The organism is Amycolatopsis sp. lyj-108 (assembly GCF_046549005.1).
Classification (GTDB): Bacteria; Actinomycetota; Actinomycetes; order Mycobacteriales; family Pseudonocardiaceae; genus Amycolatopsis.
The window spans coordinates 258,684-280,617 of the sequence record NZ_JAJPWQ010000015.1; the positions used below are offsets into that span (position 1 = coordinate 258,684).

The 21,934-nt window shown below is 69.4% G+C and carries 20 protein-coding genes; 8 read left to right on the forward strand and 12 right to left on the reverse strand.

Features of this window, described 5'->3' with window-relative positions:
- Nucleotides 1-3: 3 nt before the first annotated feature.
- The 3 genes from ACLJO0_RS39905 (at nt 4) to ACLJO0_RS39915 (ending at nt 3,524) form a co-directional block, all read left to right on the forward strand.
- A complete protein-coding gene (locus ACLJO0_RS39905) occupies nt 4-1,584 on the forward strand; it encodes a sensor histidine kinase (protein ID WP_410585029.1) in 1,581 nt (526 codons plus the stop codon).
- Nucleotides 1,581-2,243, forward strand: a complete 663-nt coding sequence (locus tag ACLJO0_RS39910; protein ID WP_410584935.1) for a response regulator — start codon at nt 1,581-1,583, stop codon at nt 2,241-2,243. Before ACLJO0_RS39905 ends, ACLJO0_RS39910 begins: the two co-directional genes overlap by 4 nt.
- A 63-nt stretch (nt 2,244-2,306) precedes the next feature.
- Nucleotides 2,307-3,524, forward strand: a complete 1,218-nt coding sequence (locus ACLJO0_RS39915; protein WP_410584937.1) for an alkaline phosphatase — start codon at nt 2,307-2,309, stop codon at nt 3,522-3,524.
- Between the two features lie 17 nt (nt 3,525-3,541).
- On the opposite strand, the gene ACLJO0_RS39920 is transcribed toward ACLJO0_RS39915, so the two are convergent.
- On the reverse strand, nt 3,542-5,092 hold the full coding sequence (locus tag ACLJO0_RS39920; RefSeq protein ID WP_410584939.1) for an MFS transporter: 1,551 nt from the start codon (nt 5,090-5,092) through the stop codon (nt 3,542-3,544).
- A gap of 466 nt (nt 5,093-5,558) precedes the next feature.
- On the opposite strand from ACLJO0_RS39920, the gene ACLJO0_RS39925 reads away from it, so the two are divergent.
- Nucleotides 5,559-5,963 (forward strand): hypothetical protein, encoded by a 405-nt coding sequence (locus ACLJO0_RS39925; RefSeq protein WP_410584941.1) that lies wholly within the window; start codon nt 5,559-5,561, stop codon nt 5,961-5,963.
- A 15-nt stretch (nt 5,964-5,978) separates the two neighbouring features.
- On the opposite strand, the gene ACLJO0_RS39930 is transcribed toward ACLJO0_RS39925, so the two are convergent.
- Entirely contained in the window at nt 5,979-6,602 is a 624-nt protein-coding gene (locus tag ACLJO0_RS39930; protein WP_410584943.1) for a TMEM175 family protein, read from the reverse strand.
- 17 nt (nt 6,603-6,619) lie between these two features.
- On the reverse strand, nt 6,620-7,144 hold the full coding sequence (locus tag ACLJO0_RS39935; RefSeq protein ID WP_410584945.1) for a DUF6790 family protein: 525 nt from the start codon (nt 7,142-7,144) through the stop codon (nt 6,620-6,622).
- Between the two features lie 56 nt (nt 7,145-7,200).
- On the opposite strand from ACLJO0_RS39935, the gene ACLJO0_RS39940 reads away from it, so the two are divergent.
- The gene (locus tag ACLJO0_RS39940; protein WP_410584947.1) at nt 7,201-7,620 is read left to right on the forward strand and encodes a MarR family winged helix-turn-helix transcriptional regulator; all 420 of its coding nucleotides are present in this window, start codon (nt 7,201-7,203) and stop codon (nt 7,618-7,620) included.
- 31 nt (nt 7,621-7,651) lie between these two features.
- Here ACLJO0_RS39940 and ACLJO0_RS39945 read toward each other — a convergent pair whose 3' ends face one another.
- Nucleotides 7,652-8,902, reverse strand: coding sequence for a LuxR C-terminal-related transcriptional regulator (locus tag ACLJO0_RS39945; protein ID WP_410584949.1), 1,251 nt, complete (start codon nt 8,900-8,902; stop codon nt 7,652-7,654).
- 151 nt (nt 8,903-9,053) lie between these two features.
- Between ACLJO0_RS39945 and ACLJO0_RS39950 the strand changes: the two genes are divergently transcribed.
- Both ACLJO0_RS39950 and ACLJO0_RS39955 read left to right on the forward strand, forming a co-directional pair.
- A complete protein-coding gene (locus ACLJO0_RS39950; protein WP_410584951.1) occupies nt 9,054-10,139 on the forward strand; it encodes an S-(hydroxymethyl)mycothiol dehydrogenase in 1,086 nt (361 codons plus the stop codon).
- Complete coding sequence (locus ACLJO0_RS39955; protein WP_410584953.1) at nt 10,136-10,768, forward strand: MBL fold metallo-hydrolase; 633 nt, start codon at nt 10,136-10,138, stop codon at nt 10,766-10,768. The genes ACLJO0_RS39950 and ACLJO0_RS39955 overlap by 4 nt, the downstream gene beginning before the upstream one ends.
- 9 nt (nt 10,769-10,777) lie before the next feature.
- Here the strand turns inward: ACLJO0_RS39955 and ACLJO0_RS39960 are convergent, their stop codons facing one another.
- The 4 genes from ACLJO0_RS39960 to ACLJO0_RS39975 all read right to left on the reverse strand — a co-directional run bounded on the left by ACLJO0_RS39960 (nt 10,778) and on the right by ACLJO0_RS39975 (nt 16,440).
- Nucleotides 10,778-11,755, reverse strand: coding sequence for a teichoic acid biosynthesis protein C (locus ACLJO0_RS39960; RefSeq protein WP_410584955.1), 978 nt, complete (start codon nt 11,753-11,755; stop codon nt 10,778-10,780).
- A gap of 96 nt (nt 11,756-11,851) precedes the next feature.
- Nucleotides 11,852-13,558, reverse strand: a complete 1,707-nt coding sequence (locus tag ACLJO0_RS39965) for an ABC transporter ATP-binding protein (protein WP_410584957.1) — start codon at nt 13,556-13,558, stop codon at nt 11,852-11,854.
- A complete protein-coding gene (locus ACLJO0_RS39970; RefSeq protein WP_410584959.1) occupies nt 13,555-15,297 on the reverse strand; it encodes an ABC transporter ATP-binding protein in 1,743 nt (580 codons plus the stop codon). Before ACLJO0_RS39970 ends, ACLJO0_RS39965 begins: the two co-directional genes overlap by 4 nt.
- A 27-nt stretch (nt 15,298-15,324) precedes the next feature.
- Complete coding sequence (locus ACLJO0_RS39975) at nt 15,325-16,440, reverse strand: serine hydrolase domain-containing protein (protein WP_410584962.1); 1,116 nt, start codon at nt 16,438-16,440, stop codon at nt 15,325-15,327.
- Nucleotides 16,441-16,549: 109 nt separating this feature from the next.
- On the opposite strand from ACLJO0_RS39975, the gene ACLJO0_RS39980 reads away from it, so the two are divergent.
- Nucleotides 16,550-17,203 carry a TetR/AcrR family transcriptional regulator gene (locus tag ACLJO0_RS39980; RefSeq protein ID WP_410584964.1) on the forward strand — a complete coding sequence of 218 codons (654 nt, stop codon included), beginning with the start codon at nt 16,550-16,552 and terminating at the stop codon, nt 17,201-17,203.
- A 53-nt stretch (nt 17,204-17,256) separates the two neighbouring features.
- Here ACLJO0_RS39980 and ACLJO0_RS39985 read toward each other — a convergent pair whose 3' ends face one another.
- Genes ACLJO0_RS39985 through ACLJO0_RS40000 form a run of 4 tightly spaced genes read right to left on the reverse strand, consistent with a single transcriptional unit; the run spans nt 17,257 to nt 21,890 of the window.
- Entirely contained in the window at nt 17,257-18,663 is a 1,407-nt protein-coding gene (locus ACLJO0_RS39985) for an ABC transporter ATP-binding protein (protein ID WP_410584966.1), read from the reverse strand.
- Complete coding sequence (locus ACLJO0_RS39990) at nt 18,660-19,445, reverse strand: ABC transporter permease (RefSeq protein WP_410584968.1); 786 nt, start codon at nt 19,443-19,445, stop codon at nt 18,660-18,662. The genes ACLJO0_RS39985 and ACLJO0_RS39990 overlap by 4 nt, the downstream gene beginning before the upstream one ends.
- A complete protein-coding gene (locus ACLJO0_RS39995) occupies nt 19,439-20,380 on the reverse strand; it encodes an ABC transporter permease (protein WP_410584970.1) in 942 nt (313 codons plus the stop codon). The genes ACLJO0_RS39990 and ACLJO0_RS39995 overlap by 7 nt, the downstream gene beginning before the upstream one ends.
- Before the next feature lies 1 nt (nt 20,381).
- Nucleotides 20,382-21,890: an ABC transporter substrate-binding protein gene (locus tag ACLJO0_RS40000; protein WP_410584972.1), complete on the reverse strand. Its 1,509-nt coding sequence runs from the start codon at nt 21,888-21,890 to the stop codon at nt 20,382-20,384.
- Nucleotides 21,891-21,934 lie beyond the last annotated feature (44 nt).

The following is a 21,934-nucleotide window of genomic DNA, read 5'->3' on the forward strand; positions in this document are numbered from 1 at the left end:
AAGATGGTCGACCGGCGGCTCGTCACCGTGCTCGGCGAGGTGCTCCTCGCCGGACTCGTCGCGGGCGTGACGATCTTCCTCGCCGATCTCCTGCCCGCGTGGGGCTGGCCGGAGGTGTTCTCCCCGTCCGCGCCGGTGCTGACCGCGGTGGTCGCCTGTGCCGTGGTGCTGACACCGGCGCGCCGCCGGTTCACGATGTCCGCGCTGCTCGCCGCGACGGTGCTGTTCGGGCTGTTCCCCGCGACCGGCGTGGCGCTCGCGGTCATCGCGTACACGGCGGGGACCCGGGGACGGCGCTGGCCGTTGTTCGGCGTCGCGGCGTTGCTCCCGGCGGCCGTCGTGCTGCTCACCCAGCCAGCCTTTCGCTGGCAGTACGTCCTCGTGGTGATCGCCGTGTCGACGGTGTCCTGCCTCGTCCTGCCCGCGCTGGCAGGCGCGATGCAGGCGCAGCAGGCCAGGCTGGTGGTGGCGTTGCGGGACCGCGCGGAGTCGCTCGCCGAAGCACGCCAGGTGACCAGGGAACGGGCTCGGCTGGAGGAACGTTCGCGGCTCGCCGAGGAGATGCACGACCAGCTCGGGCACCGGCTCAGCCTCATCACGATGTTCTCCGGCGCGCTGGAGGTCGCCGCCGATGGCAAGGACCCGGAGCTGCGGCAGGCCGCCACGCACGTCCGGTCGACGGCCAAACTCGCGCTCGAAGAACTGCGGCAGTCACTCGGCATCCTGCGGCCGGGCGGGGAGCCGGTCGAGCCCGCGGAGGCCACCGATGCCGCCGGTACCGAGGCGGACATCGCCGAGCTGGTGGCGTCGTCGCGCGATGCCGGCCTCGAAGTGGCGTTCGACTGGCACGGGGCCGACCTCGACGGGGTCCGGCCACCGGTCCGCCGGGCCGTGCACCGCGTGGTGCGCGAGGCGCTGACCAACGTGCACAAGCACGCCGCCGGGGCGCCGGTCGCCGTCGTCGTCGACCACGGCCCCGAGCTGGTGAAGGTCGTGGTGCGCAACAGCGCGGAGCGAATCGGGGCCGAGCGGCTGCCCGGCACCGGACGCGGGTTGATCGGCCTGCGCGAACGGGTCCGTCTCCTCGGCGGCACGTGCACCGCAGCGCCGGATCCGGAAGGCGGCTTCGCCGTCACGGCCGAGCTGCCGCTGCGTGCGGACGCGCCCCTCGCCGAAGAGACGGGCGAGGAGCAACCGGTCGCGGAGCCCGGCGGGCGGGCGGGCCGGATCCAGTCCGGGCTGATGCTGACGACCGGTCTGGCCGCGGTCGCCGCGTTGCTGCTGACGACGCTGGTCTTCGTCCCGCCGCTCACACCCGCCGACAGCCTGCACCCGCTCGACAGCGTCAAGGTCGGGATGACCCCGGAGGAGGTCGAGGCGTGGTTCGGGCCGAACGAACCCTCGGCGCAGGTCGCCGCGCAAGGTCAGGAGCCGCCGCTCCCCGACGACGCCTACTGTGTCTACACCTCGGCCGCCGACCCGCCCGACGCCGAGACCGCCGCGATCTTCCGGTTCTGCTTCGGCGACCACGGGCTGGTGGAGAAGACCTGGTTCGAGGTCCCCGTACCGAAAGAGGCGCCATGATCCGGGTTCTGCTCGCCGACGACGAACCGCTGCTCCGGGCCGGCGCGCGGCTCCTGCTGAACCAGGCGGGCGACATCGAGATCGTGGCAGAGGCCGCCGACGGCGCGGAGGCGATCGACGTCGTCCGGCGGCTGGCCGTGGACGTCGCGCTGATGGACATCAGGATGCCCAGGGTGGACGGGCTCGCCGCGGTGGAGGAGTTCGGCCGGGTCGCGCCGGAGGTGCGGGTCATCATGCTGACCACGTTCGGCGACGAGGCTTACGTGGCCCGCGCCCTGCGCGCGGGAGCGGCCGGTTTCCTGCTCAAGGACACCGACCCGGCGCAACTCATCCAGGCCGTCCGCTCCGCGGCCGGTGGCGACGCGGTGCTGTCACCCCGGATCGCGAAGCAGGTCATCGACCGGTTCCGCGACGCCGACGCGGCCGACGCCGACAGTGTCGCGCGCGCCCGCCGAAGGCTCGAAGCGCTGACCGCGCGCGAAATCGAGGTCCTGGTGCGGGTGGGGCGGGGGCTGGGCAACGCGGAGATCGCCGGCGAACTAAGGCTGTCGACCGGCACGGTGAAGATCCACGTCAGCCGGATCCTCGCCAAGCTGGGCTGCGCGAACCGGGTCCAGGCCGCGATCCTCGCCCACGACGCGGGCGTCCTGCGCGGCTGAAGGGACCCCTGGTCTTCGCACGACTTCTCTGTTAGGAAAGGTTCCTAACTAACTGGAGGCGATGTGCGCGGACGTGGACTGGCGGCGGCGACGGTTCTGGTGGTCCTGTGCGGCGGCTCGGCCGCCGTCGCGGACACGGCGACGGCGCGGACGGCGCGCAACATCATCTACATCCAGGGCGACGGCCTCGGGCTCGGCCAGCGCGACCTGCTCCGCCTGGCGCTCAAGGGCAAGCGCGGCAAGCTGGCGATGGACGGGCTCGCGGCCACCGGTCTCGTGCGGACGTCGTCCGACGATCCCGACGAGATCGTGACCGACTCGGCCGCGGCGGCCACCGCCCTCGCGACCGGGCACAAGACGCGCAACGGCGCCGTCGGCGTGGACGCCCACGGCCGCCCGCTGGAAACGATCCTCGAACGGGCGAAGCGGGCGGGGAAGTCGACCGGCCTGGTCACCACCGCGCAGGTGACAGGCGCCTCGCCGGCGGCCTTCGCGGCGCACGTGCCCAGCCGGGACTCGCAGAGCGACATCGCGAAGCAGTACATCGAGAACAGCCGCCCGGACGTCCTGCTCGGCGGCGGCGAGGACTGGTGGTATCCGAAGGGGAATCCCGGGCTGTGGCCGGACAAGCCGGGGGAGGAGAGTCGCAGTCCCTACGGCGACCTGGTCGAACGCGCGCGGCGAACGGGCTACACCTACGTGCGTGACGGCGACGAACTGCGGAACACGCGGGCGAACCGGATCCTCGGCCTGTTCGCGAACGAGGACATGGTCGACTACGGCCCGGACGGTGTCGGGAAGTACGCGCCGCGGGTGCCGCTCCATCAGATGGCGCGCAAGGCGCTGGACACCCTGTCGAAGAACCCGCGCGGCTTCTTCCTCTTCCTCTTCCTCTTCCTCGAGGAAGAGGGAACCGACGGGATGTCGCACGAGAACAACGCGCACGGCGTGATCGACGCCGGCCGCGCGCTCGACGCCACCGTCGCCGAGGTGATGCGGTTCGTCCGCACGCACCCCGACACGCTGGTGATCATCGGCGGCGATCACGAGACCGGCGGACTGTCCATCGAGAACTACGACTCCTCCGACACCGATCCGGATCAGGACGGTCCGTTCGACGTGCCGGGCTCGAAGCTCAAGTTCACCGTGGACTGGACGACCCACGACCACACCGGCTCCGACACCCCGGTCACCGCCGAAGGCCCCGGCGCCACCCGGCTTGGCGGCACGGTCGAGAACACCGATGTGCACTGGGTGATGCGGGCGGCAAGCGGCCTTTGAACCGGGATCCCTGACGGTCAGCCGGCTCGCACGGATGCCGGTGTCGCCGATTCGATCTTCTTTCCCTTGGCGGGCAACGTGGCCATGAGCACGGCCGCGCCGAGGAGGGTGGCGACCGCGATCCAGCCCGCGCCGACGTGCATGGCATGGATGAACGCGTCGTCGGCGGCCCGCGCGAGCGTGGGCTCGCCGACGGCGGTGGCGACGTGGCGGGCCTGTTCGGCGGAAACCCGCGCCTGATCCCGCACCGGGCCGGGTGCGTCCGCCAGCGAAGGTTCGATGGCCCGCCGGTACACGATCGACATGATCGTGCCGCCGACCGCGATTCCGAGCACGCTGCCGGTTTGCCGCACCGTGTTGGTGACGGCGGATCCCGCACCGGCCTGGTCCAACGGCAGGTCGCCGATCAACGCGGCCGTGACGGGGCCGATCACCATGCCGATCGCGAGACCCTGCACCAGCAACAGGATTTCGATCCAGACGAGTGGGGTGTGCAGCCCGAGGAACCCGTATCCGGCCATCGTCAGCGCGGCCATGGTCAACGCGGGCACGGTGACAAGGCGTAGCGACAGGCGGCGGACCAGCCGGGTGGCGAGGGGCGCCCCGGCGAGCGCGCCGAGAGCGGTCGGGACAGTGGCCAGACCCGCTTTCATCGGGGAGAATCCGAGCGCGCCTTGGAGGTAGAAGGCGTTGTAGAAGGTGATCGCGGCCACGGCGAAGAGCAGCAATCCGAGCGCCACGTTGCCGCCACCGAACGCGCGTCGCGCGAGCAGCCTCGGGTCAAAGCCGGGCACCTTGGCACGCAGTTCGACGAGTACGAAAACGGCCAGCAGAACCAGGCCGAGAACGATCGGCGCCCAAACGTCGGCACGACTCCACGCGGTCACCTGCCCCGCCCGGATCAGCCCGTAAGCCAAGGCCACGAGTCCGCCCGCCGACAGCGCCATTCCGGCGGGGTCCAATGGTCGCGGAACAGGGCTGCGGAAATTCGGAACCAGCAAGGCGAGCCCGGCGAACGCCAACACCGACACCGGGACATTGATCAGAAAGACCGAGCCCCACCGGAAATGATCGAGCAGGAACCCGGCCAGCACCGGGCCCGCGGCCATTCCGACACCGGCCGACGTCGAGAAAACGCCGATCGCGGCAGCGCGGGCGGGGCCGGTGAAGGTCCACATGAGGATGGCCAGCATGGCGGGCGTGATCAGCGCGCTGCCCACCCCTATCACCGCCCTGGCCGCGATCAACTGGCCCGCGTCGCTCGCGTACGCCGCCCACAGCGAGGATCCGGCGAAGACCGCCAAGCCGCTGGAAAACACCGTCCGGTGACCGAAACGATCGCCCAAGGCGCCCGCGGTGAACATCAAGGTGGCGAAGGCCAGCGTGTACGAACCGGTCGCCCATTGCAGTTCACCGGGATCGGCCCCAAGGCCGCGGACCGGGTCCGCGAGGGTCTCCAGCGTCGTACTCAGGACGGTGTTGTCCAGCCAAATCAGCAGCGAACACAACATGAGAACGGAAAGAATCAACCGCTGCCTGAATTTCGGCAGCGTCGCAGGCGTGGTCAATGAGCACCTTCGGATATCGATCGGCGGGAACTCGAGCGACCATAAGGAAACTCCGCGATGCTGTCAAACTTCGGTTTTCTTGGCGATACTGTTGCGGTTGAATGAATTGTATGCCCTCGGAATGATTTGTCATTTGAAGGATTTCATGCCTTCTGGAGGTCGCGATCGGGCGGCATTCATGCCGGTTATTGATCGGACTCCGCACTCCCGAGCGCGGCATCCAGACACGCGAGTCACGCCTTACTTCACGACCAGCCGCCGAGGACACAGCCACCCCGCCGTCACCAGGGACCACATCTGACGGTAGCGAAAGCCTCCTTCACTACCGTCAGAGTAGGCAAGGAGGCCCTCACTACCAGGAGAACGCCTGCGCAGGAGCGACACTGGCTTGCTCGTACTTGCTGTAGACGATGCCGAAGTAGAACAGTATTGACCTCCAGTATGGTCGAGGTCCGACCATGAGGCCATGACCCTCGAAGCAGACGAAATGCTCCTGTTCCGGAACACCATGCGGATCACTGACGGCCACCTGGAGCAGTTCACCGCCGCCGTGCGCGAAGCCGTCGACTTCGTCGAGCGCAACGCGCCGCAGGTGATGGTGCAGACGTTCGTGGACGCCGATCGCATGCTGGCCTACAGCTATCAGATGTACGCCGATTCGGACGCGGTTCTCGAACACTGGCGGATCTCCGAGAACCACATCAACGCCGTGTCGGAGCACTGCACGGTGGTGGATTTCCAGGTGCACGGCTCGCCGGACGAACGAGTGCTGTCGGGGATGCGGGGCATGATCGACGACGGCACCGCTGTCGTCACGCCACGGATCGCGGGCTTCGTGCGCCCCCTGAGGGACCCGCACGGCGCTGCATGACCCGTACGTGTCGGCTCACGGTTCGCGGTCCTGGACCCGGCGGGCGATGGCGAGTGCGATCGGCGCCACGAGCCAGCACAGATACGCGCCGGCGTCCTCGGTCAGGAACGAGACGGGAATGGAAACCCCGAACACCGCGGCCAGGCAGATGCTGCGCGTCAGGCTTTGGGCGAAGACCCGGGGCGGGCCGTCGGTCCGGTACAGGTGTTCGCGCCGGATCTCCCGGATGATCAGCGCGAACGACGCGGAGGCCAGCACCTGCACCGTCGCGTAGAGGCTGAATCGGAGTGGGAGGGCTCCCTCGGCGGTGATCACCCGCGTCGCGAACGGCATCAGGACCTGCATGAACAGCCATCCCAGGGTGAGGCTGATCAGGCGGCCGTTCAGCGAGCGGACGTAGGGGAAGATCTCGTGGTGGGCGCGCCAGTGGGCGGAGATCACCGCGAAGCTGAGCGCGAAGGCGATGTACTCCTTGCCGTGGGCCGAAATCGAGCTCAGCATGGCGGCGGTGGTGTCGCCGTGGGGGATCGGGAGATCCAGTGCCAGCAAGGTGAGCGCGATCGCGATCACCGCGTCGACGAAGGTGGTGAGCCGCTCGGCGGCGGCCTTCCCGATCGCGTGGTCGGTCTGTGTCGTCATGGTGAGCTCCCGTGGTCTCAGGCGGCGATTGCCGCGGCCGGTCGTGGGAGGTTCGCGAGTCGCCGGGATCGCACGGCCAGGATGATCATGACCGCCGGGATCGCGATGTCGTTGACGAGGACTCCGCCGGTGTTGCCGGGAGCGTGGTCACCGCCCGCGAACCATTGGTAGACGTGGCCGATCGCGGCTCCCCAGAGGAACATCCCGCCGCCGATGCCGATGGTGATGCGTTCGCGCGCGGACGCCGAGGCGGCCCGGAAGCCCATGACGGCCAGTGCGAGGTTGGCGAAGGCGATCTCGAACATGAACGGCGTCCGGTCGAAGCCGATCGCCGTGGCCATGACGTCCGGGAAGGCGAGGAAAGCGACCGTCATCCACAGGCTGCCGCAGCCGAAGGCGCCGATGGCCCACCAGCGCTGCCAGATCTCGAGCCGTTCCTCGGGTGACGTCGCGTGGCGGGCGCGGAGGAAGGCTCCGGCGGCGGGCACGACGATCCAGACCAGCGGGAAGGCGGATTGGGCGAGGTAGGAGAAGGTGTCCATGAGCTCAGTCTTACCTAGTTAATATTAACTAGTCAACACTCTGGTATGGTGAGGTCGTGGATGACGGACTCGCAGACCTGCTGCACCGCGTGGTCATGCTGATGGGCGAAGCGGCCCGTCGGCGTGCCGATGACTCCGGCGGGTTGACCTACAGCCAGATACGGCTTCTTGGCACGCTCGAGGACATCGAGCCGACGACGCAGCACCGGCTCGCTCAGGCGCTGTCGGTCTCCGACCCGGCGATCAGCCGGGCCCTGCGGCCACTCGAAGCGGACGGTCTGGTGCGGATCACCGTCGACCCCGAACACGCGCGGCGGCGGCTGGTCCGGCTCACCGATCCCGGCCGGAAAGCCTTCCATGCCGCGGGAAAGCCGCTCTACGACGAGTTCCGTGAGGGACTCGTCGCGGCCGGCTTTCCTTACGAGCGCTACCTCGAAGACACCCTTCGGCTGGCGGAAATCCTCACACCCGACTGAGTCCGCTGCCGGGCACGTGTTGCCGCGCGACTCAGATGGTGGTGATTCCGGCGCTCAGAGCCAGGGCCGCGGCTTCACCGCGTGAGGTGACGTCCAGCTTCTTCAGCAGGCCGGTGACATGGAACTTGACCGTGCTTTCGGTGATCCCGAGCGCGTCGGCGATGGACTTGTTGCGCTGCCCCCGGGCGACCAGCCGCAGCACTTCGAGTTCGCGGCGGTTGAGATTCGACGGCAGCGTCTCGTCGGTCCGGCCCGCGGCCGGTTCGAAGGGGACGCTGATGGCGACGTGGCTTCCCCACTCGGGGAGGGCGTCGATCCGGACGGTGGCGCCGAGGGTCTTCGCGCGTCCGTCGAGTTGCAGGCGCAGGTCGGCGCTGTCGAGGCTGCCCGGTCCCTGATCGCGGACGTCGAGGTGCAGCGCGGTGCTGTCGGTCGACCAGGCGACCCGGAGGCGGGTCAGCTCGGGTTGGCTGGTGAAGGCCAGCACCGCCGTGCAGGTCATCGCGCGGGCGGCGTGGGCGATCTCGCCGGGTATCGGCCGCCCGTTCTTCGGCGGGGCGACGAAGTCCAGCCGCGCGTCGTGGTGGCGCAGCATTTGCCGGATTTCCCGCCGCAGCCTGCCGAACGCGGTGTGCGCGGGCTCTTCGGACTGGGCGAGATCGGTCTTCTGGGCCGATCGGAGCGCCACCAGTGCGGCCGAGGCGGAGTCGGTCGCGGCGAGCCGGGCGCGGTGGTCGTCCAGCCGGGAAGACCGCAGTGTGGTGAGGATCGTGACGAGCGCGGTTTCGTGCGCGGCGGCCATTTCGGCGATCGTCCTGGCGCGTTCGCTGGAGGCCGCGCGGGATTCGGCGAGGTAGTCGGGGCTGGCCTGCGTCACCTGCTGGCGGATCGAGGTCGCGACGACACCGAAGACCTCGGCCAGGGAAGCGGGTTGCGGGAAGCGGGTCCGGCTCGACCGGGGGACGAGCGCGAGCAGGGTGCCGATCGGGTCCTGCACGGCCCAAACGGTCCGGGTGGCGCCGCCGAGAGTGGCCGTCGTGGTCAGCTGATGGCCGGGCGGCACACTCGCTTTGAGCGCTTCGAGTTCGGCGATGGTGATCTTGTCGGTGATCTCCCTGGCGCCGGTGACCTTGCGCGGCCGCCCGGTGCACTCCCGGGTGAAGATGACCAGAGCCTGATGCGGCCAGCCGTCGGCGAGGAAGCGCGAGAACCGGTCGGCGATTTCGCGCAACGGGCCTTCGATGACGTCGCGTAGCGCGGTCAGGTCGGCGGAGTCGGGCATCCAGCGAGCCTAGCCGCAGGATTACCTGGTCGAAAGGACAGGATCCACTGGACCGATGACCAGGTCGCTTCCGCGGCTTCCCGGCTTAGCCTCACGTGAAGCATGCGTCGACGCGCATGCCTGTGTTGCCGAACGGCGGAGGAAACAGGGAATGTCACAGCAGGTGCGCGGAGTGATCGCCAGGTCCCGGAACGCTCCGGTGGAGCTGACGGACATCGTGATCCCGGATCCGGGCCCCGGCGAGGTCGTCGTGTCGATCGCGTCCTGCGGGGTCTGCCACACCGATCTGACCTACCGCGACGGCGGCATCAACGACGAGTTCCCGTTCCTGCTCGGTCACGAGGCCGCGGGCACCGTGGAGAGCGTCGGCGACGGCGTGGATTCCGTACGACCGGGGGATTTCGTCGTCCTCAACTGGCGTGCGGTGTGCGGACAGTGCCGGGCCTGCAAGCGCGGACGTCCGCAGTACTGCTTCGACACCTTCAACGCGACACAGAAGATGACGCTGACCGACGGCACCGAGCTGACCCCGGCACTGGGCATCGGCGCGTTCGCGGACAAGACGCTCGTCCACGCCGGACAGTGCACCAAGGTGGACCCCGCCGCGGATCCGGCCGTCGCGGGCCTGCTCGGCTGCGGCGTGATGGCCGGACTCGGCGCGGCGGTCAACACCGGCGCCGTCGGCCGCGGGGATTCGGTCGCGGTCATCGGCTGCGGGGGAGTCGGCGACGCCGCCGTCGTCGGGGCCCGGCTGGCAGGTGCGGGCACGATCATCGCGGTCGACCGCGACCAGCGGAAACTCGAGTGGGCCCGTGAACTCGGCGCGACCCACACCGTCAACGCCTCCGACACCGACACGGTCACCGCGATCCAGGAACTGACCGGCGGTTTCGGCGCCGACGTCGTCATCGACGCGGTCGGCCGCCCGGAGACGTGGAAGGCCGCCTTCTACGCACGTGACCTGGCGGGCACGGTGGTCCTGGTCGGCGTCCCGACGCCGGACATGCGCCTGGAGATGCCGCTGATCGACTTCTTCTCCCGCGGCGGCGCGCTGAAGTCGTCCTGGTACGGCGATTGCCTGCCGGAGCGGGACTTCCCGATGCTGATCGACCTGTATCTGCAGGGCCGGTTGCCGCTGGAGCGGTTCGTGACCGAGCGGATCCCGCTCGACGGGGTCGAGAAGGCCTTCGACGCCATGCACGCCGGCGAGGTCCTGCGTTCGGTGGTGATCCTGTGAGCGGGAACCTGCGGATCGAACGCGTCGTCACCGCCGGGGTCTTCGAACTCGACGGCGGGAGCTGGGACGTCGACAACAACGTCTGGCTCGTCGGGGACGACGACGAGGTCGTGATCGTGGACGCCGCGCACGACGAGAAGACCATCACCGAGGCCGTGGGCGGCCGTGACGTGGTCGCCGTCGTCTGCACCCACGGGCACAACGACCACGTCACCGTCGCTCCGATGCTGAGCGAACACCTGCACGCCCCGGTCGTGCTGCATCCGGGGGACCAGGAGCTGTGGGAGATGACCCACCCCGGCCGCAGTTTCCGGCCCATCGAGGACGGCGAGCGGATCGCCGTCGCCGGCACGGAACTCGAGGTCGTCCACACACCGGGACACTCGCCCGGATCGGTGTGCCTGCACCTTCCCGAGGCCAAAGCGCTCTTCTCCGGGGACACGCTCTTCGCGGGCGGTCCCGGCGCGACGGGGCGCTCGTTCTCCGACTTCCCGACGATCATTTCCTCGATCAGGGAACGGCTCTTCGCCTTGCCCGAGGACACGAAGGTCCACACCGGACACGGCGATCCCACCACCATCGGTACCGAAGCGCCCCATCTGGCCGAGTGGATCGCCCGCGGGCACTGAGTCCCGGCCTCAGTCGATGAGGACGTTCTTGTAGAACAGGTTCGCGTAGCGGTTGATGTTGTCCATGCTGCTGCGCGAACCGAAGCCCATGTACAACCGGGTCTCCCCGGCCAGGCTCCGGTAGATCCCGAGTCCCTCCGGCTCGCGGAACACCAGCGACTGCCCCGCCTTGGTCAGCGCGCGGCTCTTCACCTGGCCGGTGTTCATGTCGATGCACGTGACGTAGGAATTGATGTCGGCGGGATCCGCGTGTCCCGTACCGTCCAATGTGTACAGATACTGGCCGTAGATGGTGTACCCCTGGAACGTCACCGCCTGATCGGACAGTGCGGGTTGCGGGAAGTGCGCCAGCGGTGCGCTGAAGTTGCCGGCCGCGGCGGACGCCAGCGGGTACACGCTGATGTGCATCTTGCCGCCTTCCTTGCGGCGTACCGCGATCCGCTTGTTGATCGGATCGGTGGCGCAGGTGATCGTGTCGCTGCCGGTGAGGAACTTCTTCACCGACGGCGTGCCACCGTTGACGAATTTGAACCTGGCCAGCGCCGTCCCGCGACCGGTGCCGGTCGGTCCGTCCGAGTCGCATTCCATCCAGATGTAGGAGTCGGTGCCCACCGGTTCGACGCCGATCGACACACCGTGCCCGGCGTTGTTGAGATGCATCGAGCCCTGGATCTCCCCGGAGAAGTTGACCTGCGTGACGCACAGGTCGTCCCCGGTCCCGCCGTTGCGGGCGTTCACGATGAAGATGCGCACGTTCTGGTTGTCGAAGGCGAAGCCCTGCATCACGTGGTGCGACTCGTGCAGGATCTTGCTGCGGAACTCGTCGTAGGACGGCTCGGTGAGGTCGAAACGCTTGGACACCGGCATCGCGGTGATCGCGGCCGAAGCCGGTCCGGCGAACATCGCGCCGGTGCCGAGTAGTGCCGTCGTCGCGGCGAGCCCACCGCCCATGCGCAACAGTGAACGTCGAGAAACGTGCTCGGACATGAGCGCTCACCTTCGTCGAGTTTCGAGGTCCGATCGAAACTTCTTGAAGCTCGTACAAGATTCGTACAATGCGGCCGCGAACCCGAGCGTGCCGCGCTAGGCCGGTGCCAGGGAAGCGTTCCAGAACTCGGCGTAGCGGCCGCCGCGGCGGAGCAGCTCGTCATGGCGGCCTTCTTCCACGATCCGGCCGCCGTCGAGGAAGGCGATACGATCGGCGCGCCGGACCGTCCGCATCCGATGCGCGACCATCACGACCGTCCTGCCCGCCATCAGGCGTTCGATGCCCTCGTGGACGGCGGTCTCGTTCACCGGGTCCAGCGCGGAGGTCACTTCGTCCAGAAGCACGATGGGCGCGTCCTTCAGCAGAGCCCGTGCGATCGAGACGCGCTGACGTTCGCCTCCCGACAGCAGCGTGCCACCCTCGCCGACGGTCGCCGCCCAGCCGCCGGGCAACCGCTCGATCACCTCGTCCAGCCGCGCGGCGCTCGCCGCCGCCCGCAGTTCGGCCTCGGTGGCCTCGGGGCGGCCCAGTCGTACGTTGTCCTCGATCGTGCCGTCGAAAAGGTAGACGTCCTGGAAGACGATGGCGATCCTCGCCATCAACTCCTCGGTGGCGACGGAGCGCAGGTCCACGCCGCCCACGCGGACCGCGCCCGCGTCCACGTCATGGAAGCGCGCGAGCAACTGCAGCAGTGTGCTCTTGCCCGCGCCCGAGGGGCCGACCACGGCGAGGCGCTGTCCCCCCGGCACGGACAACGACAGGTCGTCGAACACCGTGCGATCGCCATGCCGGAAGGTGACGGACTCCAGATCCAGGCCATGCCCCACCGGCCGGACCGGGTCGGCTGCCTCGGGCAGGGGCTCGGTGCGCAGGACCGCGTCGAGCCTGGCCAGTTCGGAGCGCGCGGAGCGGAGTTTGCCGCCGATGTCGGCCAGTGACAGGACAGGATCGGCGCCGCGGGCGGTCAGCACCAGGATCGTCAGCACCTCCGCGACACCGATGCTCCCGCCGAGCGCGAGGTAGGTGCCCAGAAGCAGCAACACGGTGAACATCGCCTGCACCACGAGCGTCAAGCCGATCATGCCGGGCAAGACCGACAACACGGTACGGCGGGAGGCACGCTGAAGTCCTTGCAGCGCCTCGTCGAGCAACGCGAAACGGTGGGCGCTCCGGCCGCCGGCGCGCAGCACCGGCTGGGCCTGAAGGAACTCGATGACGCGGCCGGTGGCCTCGGTGTCCCGTTCGTGGCGGTCGGCATCGCCCGCGGCCACCGAGCGGCCGGTCCGGAGCTGGATCGCCACCACGAGGGGAACGGCGAGGAGCGCGACGAGCCCCAGCTGCCAGTTGAAGGCGAACATCACGCCGATGATCGTCACGGGGGTGACGAAGGCGGAGATGTAGGGCCCCAGCAGATGCGCGATCACGCCCATCGTCTCCAGAACGCCCTGGCCTGCCAGCACGGACAGCTCCCCGACGCGGCCGGTGCTGTACCAGCCGAGGGGCAACCGGGCCAGATGATCGCCGAGGCGGTGGTACATCCCGCCCAGCAGCGTGGTTCCGGCGCGGAAGCCGAACAGATCGCTGACATAGCGCAGCACCGCGTAGATCGCGACCGCGCCGCCGAACATGATCAGCCAGGGCACCGCGTCCGCGGGATTGCCGCCGAACAGCGCTGTCAGCACGGGAACCAGCAGTGCGTAGGACAAGCCCTCGACGATCGCGGTCGTCGTCATCAAGGCCACGGTGCGACGCACTGGCCGGGCGTAGTCCTGGCCGAGGACGTGCAGCAGGGTGCGGATCATCGGTACTCCTCGGATTGCCAGAAGGCGGCGAACTTTCCGTTCTGTGCCAGTAGATCGGCGGGTTTGCCCTGCTCGACGATCGACCCGTCGTCGAGCATCACGACGGTGTCGGCGCCGGCGATCGTCTCCAGGCGGTGGGCGATGAGCAGGATCGTGCGATCGCTTTCCAGCGTGGTCAACGCCCGCCGTACCGCCTGCTCGGTCTGCGGGTCGGCGAAGGCGGTCGCCTCGTCCAGCACCAGGACGGGGGTGGCGGCGAGCAAGGCGCGGGCGAGTGAGATCCGCTGCGCCTCCCCACCCGACAGCCCGGCTTCCCGCCCCAGCACCGTGTCGTAGCCGTGCGGCAGCTCGAGAATCCGATCATGGATGTTCGCCATCCGGGCCGCGCGGACCACGTCGTCGAGATCGGCGTGCGGTACGGCGAGCGCGATGTTGTCCGCGACCGAGGCTCGCAGCAGGCGAACGTCCTGGAAGACGAAGGAGACCATCCGGTAGAGGTCATGGCTGCCGAGTTCGCGCAGATCGACGCCGCCCAAGGTGACCGAACCGTGGGTCGGGTCGAAGAAGCGCGGCAGCAATTGGACCAAGGTGGACTTACCGCTGCCCGAGGGCCCGACGATCGCGGTGACCGTGCCCGGTTCGAGGACCAGGTCGATCCCGCGCAGCACCTCGCGATCGGCTTCGTAACCGAAGCGCACATCACGCAGTTCCACCCGGTGGCCCCGCGGCGCGATCGGATGCGCGGGCTCCGGCAGCGGCGCCACGTCGAGCACGGTTTTGATCCGGCCGATCGCGCGTTTGGCGGCCTGCAGGTCGTCGAAACCGTGGGCGATCAGAGCCGCCACCGGAGCGGTCAAACCCAGTCCCAGCAACAGGAACGGCAGCAGGTCGGCCGGGGGCAGGCCGCCGGTCGTGATCAGCACGGTGCCGCCGATCAGGACGACCAGCAGCACGAACGGAGGTGACAGCACCAGCTGCATTCCGGCCGCGAGCACGGAAAGGCCGCGTACGAAGCCGTGGTAAACGCCGACGAAGTCGTCGGTGGCCGTGCGGAACCTGCGGTGGGCGCGCCCGGCCCCGCCGAACGCCTTGACCACCGAGATGCCCTGTACGAACTCGACGACGGAATCGGCGATCCGCCCCATGGCCGCGTCGAACCGCTTCTCCTGTTCCAGCCGGGCCGGGGTCATCATCAGCGGGATATGCGCCAGTGCCAGCACCACCGGGATCAGCGTGATCAGCGTGAGCCGCCAGTCGATGGTGAACAGGTAGGCCAGCGAGACCAGCGGCACCACGAACGCGGCGACGAGCTCGCCGGGGGCGTGGGCGATGAACGGGTGCACGGCACTGACGTCCTCGCCGACCACCTTGGCCAGTTCACCGGTCCGGCGCCGGGAGAACCAGCCGATCGGCACGCGTCCCAGCCGCGCGGCCAGGTGACGGCGAAGGGCCAATTGCACCCGTCCGTCGAGCAGGTGCCCGATTCCGGACGACGCGGCGGTGAACAGCAGGCGGACGAGCAGGCCGACGGCACCGGCGATCGCGACGAACCAGACGCGATCGTGGTCGATCGGGCCAGGGGCCAGCAGCGCGCGCCCCAGTTCGACGACCGCCAGCAGCGGCGCCAGTCCCGCGAGCGCGCCGATCACCTGCAGTAGGACAACGGCGCCGAAGCTCCATCTGTAAGGGCGCAACAGCCCGGTCATGGACTGTCCCGCCGCGAAATCGGTGGTAGTCATCGTTCTCCTGATTTCGTGGCGGCCCGGTCAGCCGCACATCGCCGCGTCGTACAGAGCCGCGAGCGCGTCGTTGATGGGATGGGGCTGCGGAGTGCCCGTGGAGTCGAACCTGTTCCACCGCTGCATGTTCACCGCGACGGCCAGTTGCCGCTTGCCGTCGGCGCTGGTCATGGCCAGTGCGCCGCCACCCCAGACGGTGCCGCCATGTCCCCAGAAGGTGCCGGCGGGCGTCTCCATCGGGTACAGGCCCAGCCCGTAGTCGATGATCTTGCTTTCCTGGGAGACGACGCGGACGGTGCGCCGCATTTCCGCCAGCGACGACGGGCTGACGATCTTCCCGGCGAACAGCAGGCCGAAGAACCGGTTGAGATCCGAGACGGTCGAGATCAGCGAAGCCGATGGCCCCACATAGGACATGTCGAAGACGCTGAAGTCGCGCGGCGGCTCGTACATGCCGAACCACGCCTCGTAGATCTGCGACTGCGGGCCGTCGAAGCGCGGTCCATCGGGAAACTCCGTGTCGCGGAGGCCGGCGCGTTCGATGACGTTCTGGGTGATGCACTTTTCGGCCGTGGCGCCGGTTACGTGCTCCAGAAGCCGGCCGAGAAGCAGATAGTTGGTGTTGGAGTACAACCCCGGAGTTTCGCCTGGCGCGGCGAAAGCCGGTGCGGCGACGCCCTTCTCGATCAGCTCGATGGTGTCGAACCGGGTGTGCCGGTGATCCTCCAAGCTCTGCGGCGTGGTTTCGGCGAGGGCCGGGAACGCCTTGAGCGAGGGGTAGACGTACGGAAGGTATTCGGCGAAGCCGCTGGTGTGGTTGATCAACATCCGGACCGTGATCGCGTCGCCGCGGGTCCCGGGAACCAGCTTCGGCAGGTAGCGGCCGATCGGCGCGTCGAGCCCGATCTGACCTTCTTCGACCAGCTGCAGCACGGCGGCGGCGGTGAAGGTCTTGGTGATACTGCCGACGCGGTGCCGCATGTCGGCGGTGACAGGGCGGCCGGTGGCGAGGTCGGCGACCCCGGCGGCGCCGGACCAGACTTCGTCGCCTTCTCGTACCTCGGCGAACACGCCCGGCATCCCGGCGCGGTGGACATTCTCGATGGCGATGGTCAGCTTCGCGGAATCCAGCGGTTTCCTCACGACATACGTCCTTTCGTCTTCCCCGAGTCGGTGTCTTGCCATCATTATGCACGCGGTGCGTGCAACACCAAGTGCATAAGTTAAGCTGGGTCTCGACGAGAGGGGTGGGATGACAGGCAGAAGGCGCTGGTCGACCGAGGACATCCTGGACGCGGCGGCGGAGTTGCTGCGCACGGGCGACGCCGAGTCCTTCAGCGTGCGCAAGCTCGCGGCCGTGCTCGGCACCGATTCGTCCAGCCTGTACCGGCACTTCCGCAGCAAGACCGAACTGCTGCGCGCGGTCGCCGACCGGATCCTTCTGTCCGCTATGGACGGTTACCGGCCCGAAGGCGACTGGAAGCAGCGCATCACGACCCTGGCCCTGCGCGTGCGGGAGGCCTTCGGTCAGCACCCGCAGCTCGCCGCGGTCTGGGGACGCTACGCCTCGGGCGGCACCGGTTCCCGCCTCGTCATGGAAGAAGTGCTGCAGGCTCTACGCGAGTCGGGGCTGCCCGACGCGGAGATCCCGGCGCGCTACCACCGGATCGCGGTCCTCATCGCGGCGTTGATCGCCTCCGAGGCCGGGGTCAGCACCCTCACTCCCGAAGAGTACGAACAGGGAATGGAACTGTTCCGCGTCGCGGTACTCGGCGCCGATCCCGAACGCTTTCCCGCGCTGGCCCATTTCGCCCGCGACGTCCGCCCTCTCGGTGTGGACCGCCTCGCCGTGTTCGAAGAGATCCTCGCCGTCCAGCTCGCCCACATCGAGGCCGCGATCGGCTGAGCCGGCTCGTCGGGCTGGTCACCTTGGGCGCGGCGGCCGGGACGAATCCCTGCTCAGTCTCCGTGGCGCGAGAGCCGCCCGCCGGTGATGGCGAGCGTGCGATCCGCCGAGGGAGCGGCCGCGGTGTCGCTGTGGCTGATCATGAGCAGCGCGGTGCCGTGCCGGTTCGCCGCGGCGGTGAGGACGTCGAGCAGCCGGGTGCGGTTGGCCGCGTCGAGAGCCGATGTCACCTCGTCGCAGACGAGGACTCTCGGGTGGGCCATGAGCGCGCGGGCCACGGCACAGCGCTGGAGCTGTCCGCCGGAAAGCAGGCCGGGACGGCGGTCGAGCGGATCGACGCCGAGGGAACGCAGGAGTTCCTCCGCTTCGAGCCGGGCGTCCGCACGGCTGAGGCTGCGGAGGAGGCGGCCGGTGTCCGCCACTTGGTCGAGCACGCCGCGGAACTCGTCGAACGAGGCGCGGCTGTCCTGGTGGACGTAGTGGACCGCACGCAGTTGCGCGCGATCGCGACGACGGGCTAAGTGAGGGAGACGGACGCCGTCGACTTCGATCGTGCCCGCGGCCGGTGGGGTCAAACCCGCCAGTGCGCGGCCGAGCGTCGTTTTGCCCGCGCCGGAGGCACCGGTGAGCGTGGTGCGGCTGCCCGCCGCCAGCTCCAGGTCGACGTCCTCGACGAGCGTCGTCCGCCCGGCCCGCACCGTGAGCCCGCGGACGACGAGCACCGGGGACGTCGGCGACGCGGCCGGAGATCCGTCGAAACGGCTGTGTTCGGGAACGGCGGGGGACGGCACCAACCGGTGGTCGCGGAGTTCGGCGACGTCGTCGGCGAGGGCACGCGCCAGCGTGAGGTCATGGGTCAGGATCAGCATCGCCGCCCCGGCACGGGAAAGCGCCGCGAGGCGGGCGGTGAGCGCGATCCTGTTCGCCGCGTCGAGACCGCTGGTCGGTTCGTCAAGAACGAGAACACGGGGCCTGGTCACGAGGGCGGTGGCGAGAGCCATGCGCTGCTGCTGTCCGCCGGACAGCTGGTGCGGGAACCGGCGCCACAGATCCGGCTCGAGTCCCGCTTCCGCCAAGGCGGTGCGGGCCGCCGCCAGCCGCGCGGCGCGGCCATGGTGGTGAAGCGCGGCGAGTTCGGCCAGCACCGGGCCGCAGCGGCGGACCGGGTCCAGCACCGCCGACGGCTGCTGCGGCAGGTGACCGATCACCCCGGCCCGCGCCCGTCGCAGTTCGGACGCGGGCCGGTCCAGCAGCGGGTATTCCGCGAGGCGGACCGAGCCGGACAGCTCGATCCCCGGCCGGGCTCGTCCGGTCGCGGCGAGGCCCAGTGTGGTCTTTCCCGCGCCGGACGCGCCGAGCACAACGAGGACGCGGCCGGGTTCGAGGGCCAGCGAGACGTCCTCGAGCAGAACGGTTTCCCCGGCGCGGGCGGACAGTCCGGTGATCTCCAGTACGGTCACGGGATCATCCGCCGGGCGGCGAGCAGCCGGTCGGTGACGAGGTTTGTGCCGACGCACAGAGCCATCAGCAGCGCGGCGGGCACCAGGACCACCGCGGGGGCGGTGTAGAGGGCTTCGCTGTTGCGTTCGATGACCACGGCCCAGTCCGGGGAGTCGGCAGGCAGGCCGAGCCCGAGGAAGTTCGCCGATGCCAGCAGGTAGAGCACGACGCCGAGCCGCGTGCCGGCGTCGGTCGCGACCGGACCGGTGACGTGCCGGGCGACGTATCCGAGTTGGATGCGCCACCACGATTTTCCTTGCAGGGTCAGGGCTTCCACGGCGGTTCGGCAGCCTGGCGCCAGTGCCGCGGCGCGCACCACGCGGGTGATCGCCGGTAGCTGAAGGACGGCCACAGCCGGGACGAGCACACCGGGCCCGCGGTGTCCGGTCGCGGCGAGCACCATGAGGACCAGCAGCGAGGGAAAGGCCAGCACGAGGTCGAGTGATCGCATCACGGTCTCGTCGGCCAGCCGTCCGCGCCCGGCCGCGACGAGACCGAGCGGCACCCCGATGAGATAGGCGAGCAGGAGCGCGGTGACCGTCATGCCGATCACGGGAAGACCACCCGCGAGGATCACGGTGAGCGTGTCGCGGCCGAGGACGTCGGTGCCGAGCGGATGGGTGGCGTCCGGTGCCTGCCACGGTGCCCCGACGGACACCGCGGGGCCCGCGATCACCGGCCCGGCCACCGCGAGCAGGAGCGGCACCGCGAGCAGCGGCCAGCCGAGGGCTCTGCTCACCACGTGACCAGCTCCCGGCGCGGGGTCAGCCGGTGCGCGACGAGATCGGCGACGAGGTTCCCGAGCACGACCACCCCGGCGAACACCAGCACGTATCCCTGCACCTGCGGGATGTCGCGGTTCTGCACGGCTTCGACGAAACCCGTGCCGAGGCCGGTGATCGCGAACAGGGACTCGACGATCACCGTTCCGGTCAGCAGCCCTTCGACGGCGCGGGCGAGTTGCTGCACGGCGGGGGCCGCGGCGGCAGGCAGGAGGTGCCGCAGCACCACGGTGCGTTCGGGCAGGCCGAGCAGCCGCAGATGCTCGGCCACCTGCCCCCGGGTCTGCTCGGCGATCCCGATCCGGAGCTGCCGGGCGACGTCGCACAGTTGCCTGGCGACGAGCACGATCACCGGCAGCACGAGCACCTCGGGGCGTGCGGCGAGGTCCGTTCCGGCCGCGGTGGCCGGAAGCAATCCGGTGTAGACGGCGAATCCCGCGACCAGCAGCAGGCCGAGGACGAACTCCGGTATCGAATGCAGGAACAGCGTGACAGCGTTGAGTACCCGGTCGATCCGCGAACCTTCGCGCAGGCCGCAGGTGACCCCGATGACGAGCGCGAGCGGTACGAGCACGAGCAGGGTCACTCCGGCGAGCACCGCGGTGGCGGCGAAGCGGCGGACGATCTCGTCGGTCACCGGGGCACCGGTCACGAGCGATCGGCCGAGATCGCCGGTGACCAGTCCCGAAAGCCAGTTCCCGAACCGGTCGAGGAGTGGCTGGTCGAGGGCGAGCCGTTGGCGTACGGTCGCCACCTGCTCGTCGGTGGCCTGTTCGCCGAGCACGACCGAGGCGGCGTCGCCGGGGAGCAACGCGGTCACGGCGAACGTCGCGACCAGCACGACCATCGCCTGCAGTACGGCGAAACCCAGCCGCCGCACGGTGTGACCCGGCACGTCAGGACAGCCGGGCGCGGTCGAACCTCGCCCACTCGAAGGTGTTCGGTGGCGCGGTCACCAACCCGGAAACCCGCTTCGACACGGCGATCGTCCAGGTGCTGAACCCCCAGGCGAGCAGGCCGCCGGAGTCGTGCACGATCCGCTGGGCGTCGCCGAACAGCGTGAGCCTGGCGGCTTCGTCCGCGGTGGCCGCGGCGCGATCCATGAGGGCGTCGAATTCCGGCGAGCCGAATCCGTTGACGTTGTTGGAGCCGCCGGTGCGGAAGCGCTGGTTGAGGAACGTCGCCACCGGCAGGGTGGCCGTGCGGGTGAGCGCGGCCACCCCCTTGGTCTTGATCTCGCCGAAGTAGGTGCTCGACGCGCGTGTGTTCGGCGTGACGGTGAGCCCGATTTCCTTGAGCTGCTGGGAAATCAGCGTGGCCGCGGTGGCGAAGCCCGGGTCGACGTCGCTGGTTTCGACGGCGAAGGCGAGCCCCTCGGCTCCTGCCTCGCGTACGAGCGCCCTGGCCAGTTCCACGTCGCGCCGACGTTGCGGGATGCCGGCGGCGTACCCGCGGAGTCCTTTGCCGAACAGGTCGTTGCCGATTTCGCCGCGACCGGCCAGCGCGACCCGGTTCAACGCCTCCCTGTCCACTCCGGACAGTACGGCGCGCAGCAACCTCGGATCGGTGAACGGCGGCTGTGTCAGGCGCAGGATCAGGCCCTGCATCGTCGTTCCCTTGGCTTCGAGCAGCGAGACACGCCCGTCGCCGGTCAGCCGGGCCGCGGTACCGGCCGCGAGATCGTGGGCGTAGTCGACCTGTCCGGACAGCAAGGCGTTGACGCGCGCGGTTTCGTCGTTGACCGGGACGAACTCCAGCTCGTCGATACTCGGTGCGCCGTCCCAATAGGACTCGTTCTTACGGAACACCGCCGGGCCGCCGGGAGTGAACGAGACGAAGCGGAACGGGCCGGACCCGATCGGCGCCGTGAAGCCCGTCGTCCCGGCCGGCACGATCTCCGCACCCGGCGCGCCCCACCCCGACGGGAATTCGAAGTCGGGAGCGGTCAGCGTCAGTTCGAGTTCGTTGGGCGACACCGCCTTGCTGCGGGCGAAGTCCACCTTCGCGAAGTATTGCCGGGACGAGGAGGCCAGTGCGGGATCGGCGATCCGCCGGAAGCTGTAGAGCACGTCGTCCGCGGTGAGCGGACGCCCGTCGTGGAAGGCCGCCTGCCGCAGCCTGATCCGCCAGCGCGTACCGGAACCGTCACTTTCCCAGGACTCGGCCAGCCGCGGCCGCAACGAGGTGTCGGCGTTGTAGGCGACGAGCGTGTCGAAGAGCGCTTTGGCCCGCGCCTGGTCGACGAAAAGCGAAACCTGGGCCGGATCAAGGGTTTCCTTCGACCCACCCGCCGCGAACGCGACCTTCAGCCGTCCCGCGGTCGCGGGCGCGGTCCCGCAGGCGGCCAAGGGCGTGAGCGCGGCCAAAGCGAGCAGGCGCCGACGAGTGAGCGGATGACGCGTCATAGGGACCTCCGGGACATCGAGCACTGTCCCGGGCGCGCGGCCGC